This window comes from Azonexus sp., assembly GCF_036170495.1.
Lineage (GTDB): Bacteria > Pseudomonadota > Gammaproteobacteria > Burkholderiales > Rhodocyclaceae > Azonexus.
The window spans coordinates 26139-39559 of record NZ_JAVHPH010000329.1 but is presented as its reverse complement, the minus strand read 5'-3'; the positions used below and the strand labels follow the sequence as shown (position 1 = coordinate 39559).

Sequence of the window (13421 nt, the reverse complement as noted above, 5' to 3'; positions counted from 1 at the left end):
CCCAACACGTATTGCCATAACTCCCCGCCTCAGCCTCGGCCAGACCCAACAACGCCGCCGCCTGGGCCCCGAGATTATTGGCCCCGTGATGATCAACCGAAACGACGCTGAAACGGGCCTCATCCCCCAGGTAACTGCCATGCTGGCTCAGCGAGACGACCGTGCCTTCCGCCAACTGGCGCACCGTACTCACCCCGGCAAAGCGCCGATAAGCCCCCTCGTAGGCAGCCAGTGCCAGATCGGTCCGCAAACGGGCCGCCTCATCACTCTCGAAACGATACGGCCGGGCCGCATCGTGGATTTCCAGGCGGGGCACATCCGGCGCCGGCAAGCCACTGCTCGCCTCAGCTCCGGTCGCCACCAGCGTCTTGTAATCCCAGCCAGCCAGCGCAACCGCATTGGGCAAGACCGAATGAACCTCATGCCAGGCCTGGACCGTATCCGACGCCTCCGTCGCATTGGCCCGATGAAAACGCAGCGTCGGCTGAGCCCCGGCCGGCAGTTCAGTCAGCCGGTCGAAGAGGATCAATTGATGCCGGGCATGCTGCACATCATCACCGGCCGAGGCCGATTGGTCATGCTCGAAACGGAAGGACAAACCTTCCTCGGCGAGCAGACGGCGGATGAAGTCAAGATCGGTCTCGCGGTACTGAGTGGCGATGCTGTAAGTGCGCAAGGATTGGGTAATGCCGTTCTTCCAGTTCGCCTCGGGATAGTCCGTCAAAATCTGGCCGATGATGTCGACCACCGTCTTGTTCTGGAAGAGATAACAATCCCGGCGCTGGCTGAGAAAGGCGAGAAAGGACTCGACAATCAGCCGATAACGGGCCAGGCCGCCATCGGCGCCCAATTGCATGGACTGGGTGACATAACCATGCCAGCTGCGCTTGCTGCCATCGGCCTGGAGCAGACGCAGGGTGACTTCCTCGCCGATCAGCGGCTTGAGCTGGAAATAGGCGTTGGTCGACACGCAGTCGATCTCGAAACGAAAAGATTCGGAAACCCCTTCATGACCCCGGAAACGTTCGACCATCAGGGCCGTATCGGCGAGGGGTGTCTTGATCTCGAGAAGACGGGCGTGCTGGGTGAAGAGGGAGGTGAGGAGGGCGTGCATGGCGGACCGCCGATCAGGGCAGGTAAATATTCAGGGTCGGCGCGCGAGGCGCCAGTTGAACGATGTTCTTGAACGGTGCCAGGGTGCGATCAACGGATCGTCCGGCATGCCAGTCGAGGCCAACGTAGGCCAGCAGGCCCATGAAAGCCAGTATGGAGGCGATAACCCAGAGCGGGATGTCCCGGTTAATGGCATTCGAGATGCTGTCCGGTGCCAACCTGTGAGGCGCGAATGGGGCTGCTTTGCCCTTGATGTGGGCAATCTGCTCGCCGAGTTGTTGCGTCAAGTATTTGAGTTTTTCCGGCCCCTCGAGCAAATAACGACCCTTGAAGCCAAGGAGCAGGCACATGTGGAAAACCTCCAGGCCGTTGATCCGGCTGGCTGCGCCATTGCGGGCCGTTTCCAGGCGGTCGAAGAAATGCTCGCCGGCCAGTTGGTCGCCAAACAGGATCAGTTGCAACGGTCGACGTTCCCAAGCGTCGCGAATGTTCATTTGGGACGACAGGACGGCTTCGTCGATGGACGCGCAAAAGGCGTATTTGGCATCGTAGATGTCTTCAGCGCTGAAATGATGCTTTCCCGCGGCTTTCTCGAATTGACTGAGGAACTTCTGGATGTTGCTGGAAAACTCTTCTGGATTCTTCGGTGCGTTTCGGTTCTTCAGCAGGATGAGCATGTAGAAGCCGTCGTACAGCAAGTCGACAAGGCTTCTTGCCGGGCGGTCGAAGGCCGACTCGTCGGCAGTTTGGCTGGGTGCTACGGAAAACAGGCTGGGTGCAGTGCTCATGGCGTGACGGCAATCAATTCAAGAGAGAGATCCCGGTAGCTTTCCGGGGCGTAGATCATGATGGATTGGGCTTTCAGCATTCGCTCATACAGTGGCCCATGTGCTTCCAGGGCGAAATAACAGGCGCCCGGACGAACCGGGATGGCTGCCGGGACCTGCAATGAATGTGTCAGACGAACGCCAGACATGGCTGACAGGACAAGTTTTTCGACATCGGCCGGCGCCCCGATTTTCAGCCGCAATGGCACCGATTCGATGATTTCGGACTGCTGGTGCGCTGCCGTGACCGATAAATAGAATGCCGTTTCGCCGTTGATCTTTTCAGAGTCGAGGTGACCCGCATAAAACGCCGGCTTTGGCTGGCTGAGCGAAATGGCGAAGAAACGGGTCGAGATCACGGTGTCGAGCAGGTCGCGCAATATCTGTTCGAGGCGGAGAAAGCCCGGTCCCGGCGACAGGTGGTCGTAGCCGGGCAGATCGTTCAGCGTGTAACTCTTGGAAAAAGTCATCAATCCGCCGGCCAGCCGCAACAATTCCTGGAAAAGCCGTTCAGGCGAGTTGTCCGGATTGCGGAAAAAGTGGGTTAGCGCCGCACATGCGCTGCTGGCGGTATGCAGCAACCAGAATGAGGCAATGTCACCAGAACGAAACTCGATGACGTTTTTTGATGGTTCGCGGTGAAAACCGTAGAGCGCATCGACCTTGGCCAGCAGTGCATCGATCTGGCGACGCAAGAGGGCAACGATGGTCGGAGCGGCACGCAAACTGATCGAAGGCGGAACGAAACTGCCGTCGATTTCATAGCTGTTGCTAGAGGTGCGTCGAATGCGCACGACAGGCAAGGTCAGAAACTGATCGCGATTGTCACTGGCGGATTTGAGATAGGCGATTTGGCTCAAGGTGGCGATGTCGGCTTCTGCCGCATCGGTGAACAGGTCCGTGGTCGCTTTGGGAACGATCAGAAAACGCGCCTGGGTCGAATCGGTTGCCGAATCGACAGAATTGCCGCCATGCGGATTCAGGTGGTTAAGCGCCAGGAAGAATTCTGTTGCACCATCCTCGTTAACCGCCTTGTCGAGGGCGAGAGGGAGGGGCAGTTGGTCGGTATCGGGAGCGCTGAAGTAGTCGCCATTCGGAAACACGGCGGCGATTCGATTAAACCGCAGGATGCCGCTCTTGAGGGAGTCGATATCGACGTCAAGGTCACGAATTCCCCAGGCGTAGGGGTTGGCCAGCAGTTGGGCGCGGCGCGCCATGTTGTCTGCATGCAAATCCTGTTGCTGGAAATGCTGCGGACGCAGAAAGAGGCCTTCGCCCCAAAGTGTCTTGGCGGTATTCATCAAATGACCATGGTTACGAGTCGCATTGAATGCCGACTAGCGAGCGGAAAGATTCGGGGCTGATCTCTTCGACCAGGGCGCCCTTGGTGGCGTTGAATGCACAGGCGTGAGCGCCGATGGTGATGCCGTTGTCAAAAGATAGCTTGTTGTCAAAAGCGAGTTTCCAGCGGTTCTGGTAGGGGGCTCGGAACATGCCGGCGATCCCGATTGTCGTCGCGTCGCCAGGAACTTTCAGCTTGATGTCATAGGATTTTCCTGGCAGCAGGACAACTTCCTTCACCGAAACCAGTTCCTCTCCCAGAGTCTCCTTGTCTGTTTCGCCGGCCGCGATCTGCTGATAAGTCATGTCCTTGTATTTGTCAGCAGCCCTGAGAACGTAAATCTTCGCTACCAGTGACAGGGGCTTTCCGGCTGATGTCAGATTCAGCTGATTTCCGGTGTCAATCCTTAAGTTCAGATCGCGCGTGATCTTGCTCGGATCGGCGTTCTCTTTCTTGGTGACGCCGGTTGCTTCGAGAACCATGCCAACGGCACTACCGGCAAGTTGAATGGCTGAAAGATGTGCGCAGCCGCTTAAAAATAATGGAAATAATATCCATAAAACCAGTTGCTTAAGTGGTATTGATGGATTTTGTTGTATTCCGTATGTCATTAAATTTTTGCTAAGTTGACATATGTCAACACATCAAAAAAATGCATGTGTATTTACATGACAGTGTTGATAAATTTGAAGGCAGTAATGTACTATCGCCAATTCTTAATGGCAAATCAAATAGCATGTTATATGCTGTTTGGCATAGTTGGAGGTATTGATTTTGTCGTATAAATCTTGTTTTGTTGCCGTGTTGGTGGGCGTTTCAGTTATGGTTTCCGGGTGTGCCAACCAGGATGTTCAGCCACCTAAGGTTGAATTTTCTGAACTTATGACGCAATCCAGTCTTAGTGTCGATTCGTTGCTGGAAAAAGGGAATCAGGATGATGCTGTCAAGATCCTGACCGATCTTGCCGCGAAGAATCCCGGCCGCAAGGAGCCTTGGCTGAAGATGGCAAAGGTTCATTTCGGTGCCGAGAACTATGCGCAGGCCATTGTGGCTGCCGAAGAGGTGATTCAGCGTGATGGCGAGGACCGTGAAGCCAAGACCATTCGTGCTGTCTCTGGGTTGCGTGTTGCAGCGAAATCACTGAACGACCTCAAGGATGACGTTGAGCTGAGGGGGGGGGCTCATTCCGACGCGCTAGGCTTGGCGAAGGTCATGCGTGAAACCCTCGGCGAGGAGGTATTGGTCCCTCCAGTCGACAAGAGCAAGAAAAAGCGAAATTTTGTTCGACGCAAGCCGGTTGCTCCGGCGGTGAATGGCGCGCAACCAGCCCCCTCCGCACCGGCCGCCTCGGGTGGCGCAGGCAATCCGTTTGGTGCCTTGAAGTAATTTTCGTATTCGTTAAGGAGCATCAGGTCTCGGCTGATGCTCCGGCTAGCTGTTTGATTTCTCTCCCGGAGGTTTTTTGTGGCGAAAAAGGAAAGTGTTCAGAAGCGTTTGCAAAAAGTGCGTCCACCACGCGTGCAGTTGACCTATGACGTCGAAATTGGTGACGCCATTGAGGTCAAGGAGCTTCCCTTTGTGGTCGGCGTGCTGGGCGATTTCGCCGCTCAAACGAAGCAGGACCAGGGCAAGGTTCGTGATCGCAAGTTCGTCAATGTCGATATGGACAATTTCGATGACGTCATCGAAGGCATGGCGCCGCGCGCTGCCTATCGGGTCAAGAACCGCCTGACGCAGGATGGCGGCGAGCTAGGCATCGATCTCGAATTCAAGAAATTTGAAGATTTCCGGCCCGAGTCGGTGGTCCAGCAAGTCGAACCCTTGCGCAAGTTGCTCGAGGCTCGATCGAAGCTTGCTGATCTTCGTAACAAGCTTGCCGGCAACGAGAAGCTTGAGGATTTGTTGAACGACGTATTGAACAGCACCGAGCAATTGAACAGCATGGGCGGCAAAACGTCCGATGGAGAGCAGCAATGAACGCCAACGCCGCTGCTATGGCCAACTTCCAGGCTCCTGGTCTTCAGGAGTCATCCGGTCTGCTCGACCAGATCATTGCGGAAAGCAAGGTTGCCCAATCCGAACAGGAAAAAAACCGTGCTCGCGACATCATCAGCGAACTGGTCAATCAGGTTCTGGAAGGCGAAGTTGTCGTTTCCGAAAATCTGGCTGCCTCGCTGGATGCCCGGGTTGCAGAACTTGATCGGCTGATTTCCGATCAGCTCAGCGAAGTCATGCATGCCCCCGAGTTTCAGGCACTGGAAAGCGCGTGGACCGGTTTGCACTATCTCTGCAAGCAAACCTCGACCGGCCAGCAGTTGAAAATCAAGCTGCTGAATGCTTCCAAGCGTGATCTCGTCAAGGATTTCAAAACGGCAATCGACTTCGACCAAAGTGCGCTGTTCAAAAAGGTCTACGAAGAGGAGTTCGGTACCTTTGGCGGAGCGCCGTTTGGCACGCTGATCGGTCAGTACGATGTCTCCCGTCAGCCGGAAGACATGTACTTTGTCGAGCAGATGTCGCATATCGCCGCCGCCGCCCACGCCCCCTTCATTTCTGCTGCCGCGCCGCAACTGTTCGGGCTTGAGAAATATACGGATCTCGGCAAGCCACGCGACATGGCCAAGGTTTTTGATACCGTCGAGTATGCCAAGTGGAAATCCTTCCGCGAATCCGAAGATTCACGTTATGTTGGCCTGGCCCTGCCGCGATTTCTGGGGCGTCTGCCCTACAACCCGATCGACGGTGAAGTTACTGAAGGCTTTAACTTCGTCGAGGATGTCGATGGTACCGATCACGACAAGTATCTCTGGTGCAACGCGGCGTTCGCCCTCGCAGCGCGCCTGACTGCGGCATTCGAGAATTACGGTTGGTGTGCGGCGATTCGTGGTGTCGAGGGTGGTGGTCTGGTTGAAGATCTGCCTACGCATACCTTCCGTACCGATGATGGCGAAGTGGCGCTCAAGTGTCCGACGGAGATCGCGATTACCGACCGGCGCGAAAAGGAATTGAGCGACCTCGGCTTCATTCCCCTCGTTCATTGCAAGAACACCGATTACGCCGCATTTTTCGGTGCCCAGTCGGCCCAGAAGGCGAAGAAATACGACTCTGACTCGGCAAATGCCAACGCCTCGTTGTCGGCCCAGCTGCAGTACATGTTCGCAGTCTCCCGCATCGCCCACTACATGAAGGCCATGATGCGCGACAAAATCGGAAGCTTCGCCTCCGCCTCCAACGTGCAGAGCCATTTGCAGCGCTGGATTGATCAGTACGTAACGGCAGATGATTCTGCGTCCCAGGAGACCAAGGCCCAGTTTCCGTTGCGTGAAGCATCGGTCGAGGTCAGCGAAGTTCCGGGGCGTCCGGGCGTTTACCGTGCTGTGTCGTTCATTCGTCCGCATTTCCAGCTGGATGAACTGTCGGTGTCGTTGCGTCTGGTAGCCGAGCTACCGCAGTCCAGCAAGGCTTAATTTCAATAGCATCCTCAAGAAGGAGAACCTAGAAGATGAAAGATATATACGTCGAGTTCAAAGGCAGTGACATCAAGGGTGATTCCCGCGATGCCAAGCACAAGGACACCGTTGAGGTTTACAGCTGGTCACATACCATCCGTCAGCCCAAGTCGGCCACAGCTTCTGCCGCTGGCGGCCATACCGCCGAGCGTGTTGAACATGGTGAGATGATCTTCACCAAGGACATCGACGGCTCCAGCCCCAAGCTTTATCAGGCCTGTTCGTCCGGCCTGGTGGTCAATGATGTGATCATTTATTTCTACCGTGCTTATGGCGGCAAGAACAACACCGGTAATCCGTCTGCCACGCAGAACCGTCACCAATATCTGAAGATCGAACTGAAGAACGTGATCATCGCTTCGGTTTCTCCGGCTGTCGACGAAGAAGGTATTCCCAAGGAGAGCTTCTCCCTGAAGTATTCCGCCGTGAAGTGGACTTACGACGAGCTGAATATCGACGGTACGAAGACCGGCAAGGTCAATATCCAGGGCGCCTGGAATCTGGCCAAGAACACGCCGAACCTCACCTGATCGAAAGAAACATGGAGTTTACGGCGGGACGCTTGTTCCGCCGTTTTTTATGATCAAGGGTTTCGAGCCATCTTTATTCGACAAGTTGTTCGACGACCAGCCCATGGGCGCTGCGCGTCGGCGATTGTCGCTGGAACAATTGAAGGATTCGGTGGCGCGCGATCTTGAAGCGCTGCTCAACACCCGTGTCGTTCTCGATGATGGGGTTGCCGACGACTTTCCGTTGTCCGGGCGCTCCGTTGCGGGATTCGGCCTGGTTGATTTCGCCGGCCTGAGTCTCTCGAACATCCATGACCGGCAACGGATCTGCGCCGCTATTGAGTCGGCCATTGCGGCCCATGAGCCGCGCTTGCGCGAGGTAAAGGTGGAAATCGAATTGCATCGCAAGACCATCAACGCCCTCTATTTTTCGATCAATGCCGTTTTGGTCGTTCGCCCGGCCCAGGAGCCGGTTAGCTTCGATGCCCTGTTGCAGCCGACCAGCCTGCAATATTCAATCAGCCGTCATCGGCGACAGGTGAGCTGATTGGAAGACTTGCTGCCTTATTACGAGCGGGAGCTGGCGTTTTTGCGCCAGCATTCACGCCAATTTGCCGAGCGCTACCCCAAGCTGGCGGCGCAACTTCTGTTGTCCGGCGAAGGTTGCGATGATCCACACGTCGAGCGGATGATCCAGTCGTTCGCCATGCTGACGGCGCGCGTCTCGAAAAAGCTCGAAGACAGCTACCCGCAGTTCACCGAAGCGCTGCTTAATGTCCTGTATCCGCACTATTTGCGGCCTTTCCCGAGTTGCTCCATCGCTCACTTCGACCATGGGGCAGGGGAGTTGTCCTCGATGCCGGTCATTTCGCGCGGCACCGAACTTCAGTCGCGGCCGATCAAGGGCGCTGTTTGCAAATTCAGGACTGCATGGGATCTGGAACTGCCACCGGTGGCGCTGGCGGATGTCGAATTCGATCCGATTGCCTCGGCTCCGAGCGAAGTCCGTTTGCCGGTCGGGGCCAATGCCTTGCTGTCGATGTCGATCAATCTTCGCGGGGCCACGGTTGAGGCCGGGATCGGCAAGCTCAAGCGTCTCCGCGTTTATATCGACGCCGAGCCGTCGGTTGCGGCTGCACTGCGCGACGCGCTCTTCCTGCGGACACTCAAAATCTACGTTGCCGGTGCGGATGGCCGCTGGCGTATCGCCGACAAGCAAGTGATCGGCGAGGTCGGGTATGGCGACGATGAAGCACTGATCGACATGCCGGCGACCGCGCACGGTGCCTATCGCTATCTGACCGAGTATTTCTGTTTCCCGGAGAAATTCAATTTCTTCGACATCAACATCGCGGCGCTTCCATCTTCACTGCACAGTGAAGGGCGGGTCGTTCTTCATCTCGCGCTGGGCGATTTGCGGGCCGATAGCGACATGTCCCGCCTGCTGCAAACCCTGACCAGTCAGAATCTGCGTCTGGGTTGCGTACCGGTGGTCAATCTGTTTGCCCAGCGCGGCGATCCGATCCGCATCACCAACCGTGACGTCAGTTATCCGGTTGTTGCCGATGCCCGGCGCGCCTACGCCTACGACGTTTATGCCATCGATTCCGTGCGCCGGGTTCGGCAAACGCCGCAGGGCGAGTCGATTACCGAGTTTCGACCGTTCTTTTCGCTGCGCCACGGCGAAACGCCCGAGCGTAACGGTTATTACTGGTACGCCCAGCGCGATCCGATGCTGGCTGAAACGAGTCCGGGCTACGAGACCTCGCTGTCCATCGTCGATGCCGATTTCGATCCAGTTCAGCCCAAAACCGATGTGCTGAGCCTGAAACTGACCTGTACCAACCGCGATCTGCCGACCCTGATGTCGGTTGGCTTGGCGTCCGGCGACCTGTTTCTCGAAGGCGGATCGAGCGTGCGTTCGATCAAGCTGCTGCGCAAACCGAGCCAGCCGTGCCGCTTCGATCACCGTCGGGACGGGCAATGGCGGATCATTTCGCATTTGTCGCTCAATCATTTGTCGCTGAGTGGCAGCGGGCTGGGTGCCTTCCAGGAAATGCTGGCCTTGTACGACCTGCCGCGCAGCGCCAGCAACCGGCGCCAGATCGAAGGCTTGCGCGAAATGACCCAGGTGGACAAGACCGTCTGGATGTCCGGTAAACCCTTTGCCTGTTTCGTGCGTGGCGTCGAGGTTCGGTTGACGCTTGACGAAATGAGCTTCGCCGGCAGCGGGCTGGATTCGTTCGTGCGGTGTATCGACCGCTTTCTCGGGCTGTATGTGAGCCTCAACAGCTTTATCCAGTTGGTCGTGTTGTCCCACCGGACAGGAGAGGAATTGATCCGATGCGCACCCCGCAACGGCGACTCGATCCTGCTCTGAGCGAGCACACGCTGCAGGAGCCCGAGCGTTACGAGTTCTTTCAGCTCGTTCGCCTGTACGAACGGATGTTTCGTCAAGCTGGGCGCGGCGGTGATGTCGTCAGTGAAAAGGTGCGTTTTCGCAATTCGGTGCGTCTCGGGTTTGCGCCCGCTCAGGTCGATGCCATCCGCCCGAGCTACCGCCAGGACGAGGCTGGCCTCGATACCGGCGAGCTGGAGCGGGTCGATATCACGCCCAGTTTCATGGGCATGCTCGGCGTGAACGGCACCTTGCCTATTCATTACACCGAGCAGGTTATCGCCCAGGCGCGCTTCAAGCGCGATGATTCCGGGCAGGCGTTTCTCGACCTGTTTACCAACCGGGCGGTCGGCCATTTCTACCGTGCCTGGAAAAAATACCGGCTGGCCATCAACTACGAAACGGATCGCCAGAACCGCTTTTTGCCGATCATTCTGGCGCTCGGCGGGGTCGGCTTCGAGCCCTTGCGGCAGCGCCTCGGCAGGGGGCCGGGGGCGATCGACGACGAATCGATTGCCTATTTTGTCGGACTCTTTCGCCAGCGCCCGGTCTCGGCCGAAGCGCTGCAACGCGTACTGGCCGGCTATTTCGGCGAACCAGTCGTGGTCGAACAGTTTGTCGGCCACTGGTACGTCGTGCCCACCGAACAGCGGTCGATGCTGGGTGGCCGCAATGCCGCGCTCGGCGTCAATGCCCTGGCCGGGGAGCGCATCTGGCAACGCAACCTGCGCTTGCGCATCCACATCGGCCCGTTGCGCCATGCGCGCTATGTCGCCTTCCTGCCCAAAGGCGAGCTGGCCGCTGCCCTCGAGAAAATATTGTCGCTGGCCACCGGTGCCCAGTTCGAATACGAAATCCGCCCCATCCTGCGTGCCGCCGATGTCCGGCCAGCCGTGCTCGGTCAGGGCCGCCGGCTGGGCTTCGACGCCATCGTGCTGACCGCCCCGGAACGCCGGGACCGGGCCGACGCCAGTTATCTCACCCAATTCATCCACTAAATCGATCCAGCAATGAGCACCTCTCTGAAGACCCTGATCAGCAAACTCAACACGACCTGCCGCCAGGCCGCCGAACGCGCCGCCAGCCTGTGCATGTCACGCGGCAATTACGAGGTGGATCTCGAGCATCTGTTGCTGGCGATACTGGAAAATCCCGGTGCTGACCTGCTGGTGATCGCCAAGCGTTGTGGCATCAGCCCGACCGGTCTGGAGCGCGAACTGAGTCAGGAGGTCGACCGCTTCAAGACCGGCAACACCCGCACGCCGGTGTTTTCCACGCACATCCTCAAGCTGCTCCAACAGGCCTGGCTGATCGCCTCGCTCGATGCCCGCCTGCCGCGCATTCGCTCCGGCCACCTGCTGCTCGCGCTGCTCACCGAGCCGGACCTGGCACAACTTGCCACGCGCGGTGCCAAGCTGCTGGCCAAGCTGCGGCTCGACGAGCTCAAGCACAATTTCGACAAGATTACCGAAGGCTCGGCCGAAGCGGCTGAAGTGCTCGGGCTGGGCGAGGGCAATGCGGCGGAAGTCGGCGAGGAGGGCGATGTTGCCGCGCCGCAGGCCGGCAAGACGCCGGCGCTCGATCAATTCACCACCAACCTGACGCAGCGCGCCCGCGACGGCAAGGTCGACCCGGTGATCGGCCGCGATGCCGAAATCCGCCAGGCCATCGACATCCTGATGCGCCGCCGCCAGAACAACCCGATCCTGACCGGCGAGGCCGGCGTCGGCAAGACGGCCGTGGTCGAGGGGCTGGCCCTGCGTATCGCGCAGGATGACGTGCCGCCGCCGCTCATTGGCGTCGAGCTGCATACGCTGGATATGGGCTTGCTGCAGGCCGGGGCGAGTGTCAAGGGTGAGTTCGAGAACCGCCTGAAAAACGTCATCGACGAGGTCAAGAAAAGTCCCAAGCCGATCATCCTGTTCATCGACGAAGCGCACACCATGATCGGCGCCGGCGGCCAGTCCGGCCAGAACGACGCCGCCAACCTGCTCAAGCCGGCGCTGGCTCGCGGCGAGTTGCGCACCGTGGCCGCCACCACCTGGGCCGAGTACAAGAAATACTTCGAGAAGGATGCCGCGCTGGCCCGCCGCTTCCAGGTCATCAAGGTCGAAGAGCCGACAGAGCCGCTGGCCGCCGCCATGTTGCGCGGCATGGTGCCGCTCATGGAAAAGCATTTCGGCATCCGCGTCATGGACGAAGCGGTAACCGAAGCCGTCCGCCTGTCGCATCGCTACATCAGCGGCCGTCAGCTGCCGGACAAGGCGATCAGCGTGCTCGACACGGCCTGCGCCAAGGTGGCGCTGGGCCAGAGCGCCACGCCGGCGTTGATCGACGAAGCCGACAAGCGTCTGCTACGCGAGCAGGCCGAGCTGGCCGCACTCGAGCGTGAAGCGGCGAGCGGTGCCTGGCACGACACGCGGATCGGCGAACTCAAGGCGCAGATCGCCGCCATCGAATCCGACCTCGCCATCCTCAAGACGCGCTTTGAAGAGGAAAAAACCCTGGTCAGCCGCATCCTGGCCCTGCGCAGCAAACTAGAAAACACTCTTCCCACGGTCAACCCGGAAAAAGCCCCAAAAACGAAATCACGCAAAAAGGCCGGCGACACCCCGGCCGGCGACAGCGAACTCGACAAGGCGCTGCTCCGCCTGCGCGAGTTGCAGGGCGAGTCGCCCATGGTGCCGCTGCAGGTCGATGGCCACGTCGTCGCCGAAATCATCGCCGCGTGGACCGGCATCCCGCTCGGCAAGATGGTCAAGGACGAAATCAACACCGTCCTCAACCTCAAGCCGCTACTCAAGGAACGGGTGATCGGCCAGGATCACGCCCTGGAAGCCGTTGCCCAGCGCGTGCGCACGGCGCGTGCCAACCTCGAAGACCCGAACAAGCCCAAGGGCGTGTTCATGTTTGTCGGCCCCTCCGGCGTTGGCAAGACCGAAACGGCGCTGGCCCTGGCCGACATTCTCTATGGTGGCGAGCGCAAGCTGGTCACCATCAACATGAGCGAATACCAGGAAGCGCACAGCGTCTCCGGCCTCAAAGGCTCGCCGCCGGGCTACGTCGGCTATGGCGAAGGCGGGGTGCTGACCGAAGCCGTGCGCCGCAATCCGTACAGCGTCGTCCTCCTCGACGAAGTCGAAAAAGCCCACCCGGACGTCCTCGAACTCTTCTTCCAGGTCTTCGACAAGGGCGTGCTCGACGACGCCGAAGGCCGCGAGATCGACTTCCGCAACACCCTGATCATCCTGACCAGCAATGTCGGCTCCACCCAGATCATGCAAGCCTGCCTCAACAAGCCGGCCGAGGAATTGCCCGAAGCCGATGCCCTGGCCGACGCCCTGCGTCCCCTCCTCTTCAAATCCTTCAAGCCGGCCTTCCTCGGCCGCATGAAAGTGGTGCCCTACTACCCGATCTCCGACGAAGTGCTGATCAGCATCATCAGCCTCAAGCTCGGCCGCATCCGCGACCGCGTGGCCGCCAACCACAAGGCCGAATTCCTGTGGGACGACAAACTCGTCGACGCCGTGCTGGCGCGCTGTACCGAAGTCGATTCCGGCGCCCGCAACGTCGATCACATCCTCGGCGGCACACTGCTCCCCGAAATCGCCGAGGCCGTGCTCGCCCGCATGGCGGAGGGCGCCGCCATCGAGCGCATCAAGGTCACGGCCGGCAAGAACGGCGAATTCAAGTACGCCATCAAGTAAGGATTTTGTGGAACCC

General features: G+C 58.7%; 12 protein-coding genes. 8 read left to right on the top strand and 4 right to left on the bottom strand.

Going from position 1 to position 13421, the window contains the following annotated elements:
* The 4 genes from ADADOO_RS12335 to tssJ all read right to left on the bottom strand — a co-directional run.
* Nucleotides 1-1114 (bottom strand): type VI secretion system Vgr family protein (locus tag ADADOO_RS12335; protein ID WP_511277799.1); only part of this gene is annotated, 1114 nt, incomplete at its 3' end.
* 13 nt (nt 1115-1127) lie between these two features.
* The gene (gene icmH, locus ADADOO_RS12330; RefSeq protein WP_511277798.1) at nt 1128-1901 is read right to left on the bottom strand and encodes a type IVB secretion system protein IcmH/DotU; all 774 of its coding nucleotides are present in this window, start codon (nt 1899-1901) and stop codon (nt 1128-1130) included.
* Nucleotides 1898-3241: a type VI secretion system baseplate subunit TssK gene (gene tssK, locus ADADOO_RS12325; protein WP_511277797.1), complete on the bottom strand. Its 1344-nt coding sequence runs from the start codon at nt 3239-3241 to the stop codon at nt 1898-1900. The genes icmH and tssK overlap by 4 nt, the downstream gene beginning before the upstream one ends.
* Nucleotides 3242-3254: 13 nt before the next feature.
* Complete coding sequence (gene tssJ / locus ADADOO_RS12320) at nt 3255-3893, bottom strand: type VI secretion system lipoprotein TssJ (protein ID WP_511277796.1); 639 nt, start codon at nt 3891-3893, stop codon at nt 3255-3257.
* A gap of 163 nt (nt 3894-4056) precedes the next feature.
* Here tssJ and ADADOO_RS12315 point away from each other — a divergent pair, with 163 nt between their 5' ends.
* From ADADOO_RS12315 to tssH, 8 genes are all read left to right on the top strand, one after another.
* Nucleotides 4057-4668, top strand: a complete 612-nt coding sequence (locus tag ADADOO_RS12315) for a tetratricopeptide repeat protein (RefSeq protein WP_511277795.1) — start codon at nt 4057-4059, stop codon at nt 4666-4668.
* A 78-nt stretch (nt 4669-4746) separates the two neighbouring features.
* Nucleotides 4747-5259 (top strand): type VI secretion system contractile sheath small subunit, encoded by a 513-nt coding sequence (gene tssB, locus ADADOO_RS12310; RefSeq protein WP_511277794.1) that lies wholly within the window; start codon nt 4747-4749, stop codon nt 5257-5259.
* The gene (tssC, locus tag ADADOO_RS12305) at nt 5256-6749 is read left to right on the top strand and encodes a type VI secretion system contractile sheath large subunit (RefSeq protein WP_511277793.1); all 1494 of its coding nucleotides are present in this window, start codon (nt 5256-5258) and stop codon (nt 6747-6749) included. The genes tssB and tssC overlap by 4 nt, the downstream gene beginning before the upstream one ends.
* 35 nt (nt 6750-6784) lie before the next feature.
* Nucleotides 6785-7321 (top strand): Hcp family type VI secretion system effector, encoded by a 537-nt coding sequence (locus ADADOO_RS12300; RefSeq protein WP_511277792.1) that lies wholly within the window; start codon nt 6785-6787, stop codon nt 7319-7321.
* Nucleotides 7322-7370: 49 nt separating this feature from the next.
* A complete protein-coding gene (gene tssE / locus ADADOO_RS12295; protein WP_511277791.1) occupies nt 7371-7847 on the top strand; it encodes a type VI secretion system baseplate subunit TssE in 477 nt (158 codons plus the stop codon).
* On the top strand, nt 7848-9680 hold the full coding sequence (gene tssF / locus ADADOO_RS12290; protein WP_511277790.1) for a type VI secretion system baseplate subunit TssF: 1833 nt from the start codon (nt 7848-7850) through the stop codon (nt 9678-9680).
* Nucleotides 9644-10696, top strand: coding sequence for a type VI secretion system baseplate subunit TssG (gene tssG / locus ADADOO_RS12285; protein WP_511277789.1), 1053 nt, complete (start codon nt 9644-9646; stop codon nt 10694-10696). Before tssF ends, tssG begins: the two co-directional genes overlap by 37 nt.
* A 12-nt stretch (nt 10697-10708) precedes the next feature.
* On the top strand, nt 10709-13405 hold the full coding sequence (gene tssH / locus ADADOO_RS12280) for a type VI secretion system ATPase TssH (protein ID WP_511277788.1): 2697 nt from the start codon (nt 10709-10711) through the stop codon (nt 13403-13405).
* Nucleotides 13406-13421: the final 16 nt, after the last annotated feature.

Bases quoted from the DNA above. Each gene is read 5' to 3' on its own strand.
- tssG (WP_511277789.1), top strand. From the start codon at position 9,644: ATGCGCACCCCGCAACGGCGACTCGATCCTGCTCTGAGCGAGCACACG.
- ADADOO_RS12300 (WP_511277792.1), top strand. From the start codon at position 6,785: ATGAAAGATATATACGTCGAGTTCAAAGGCAGTGACATCAAGGGTGAT.
- tssH (WP_511277788.1), top strand. From the start codon at position 10,709: ATGAGCACCTCTCTGAAGACCCTGATCAGCAAACTCAACACGACCTGC.
- tssE (WP_511277791.1), top strand. From the start codon at position 7,371: ATGATCAAGGGTTTCGAGCCATCTTTATTCGACAAGTTGTTCGACGAC.
- tssC (WP_511277793.1), top strand. From the start codon at position 5,256: ATGAACGCCAACGCCGCTGCTATGGCCAACTTCCAGGCTCCTGGTCTT.
- tssK (WP_511277797.1), bottom strand. From the start codon at position 3,241: ATGAATACCGCCAAGACACTTTGGGGCGAAGGCCTCTTTCTGCGTCCG.
- tssJ (WP_511277796.1), bottom strand. From the start codon at position 3,893: ATGACATACGGAATACAACAAAATCCATCAATACCACTTAAGCAACTG.
- icmH (WP_511277798.1), bottom strand. From the start codon at position 1,901: ATGAGCACTGCACCCAGCCTGTTTTCCGTAGCACCCAGCCAAACTGCC.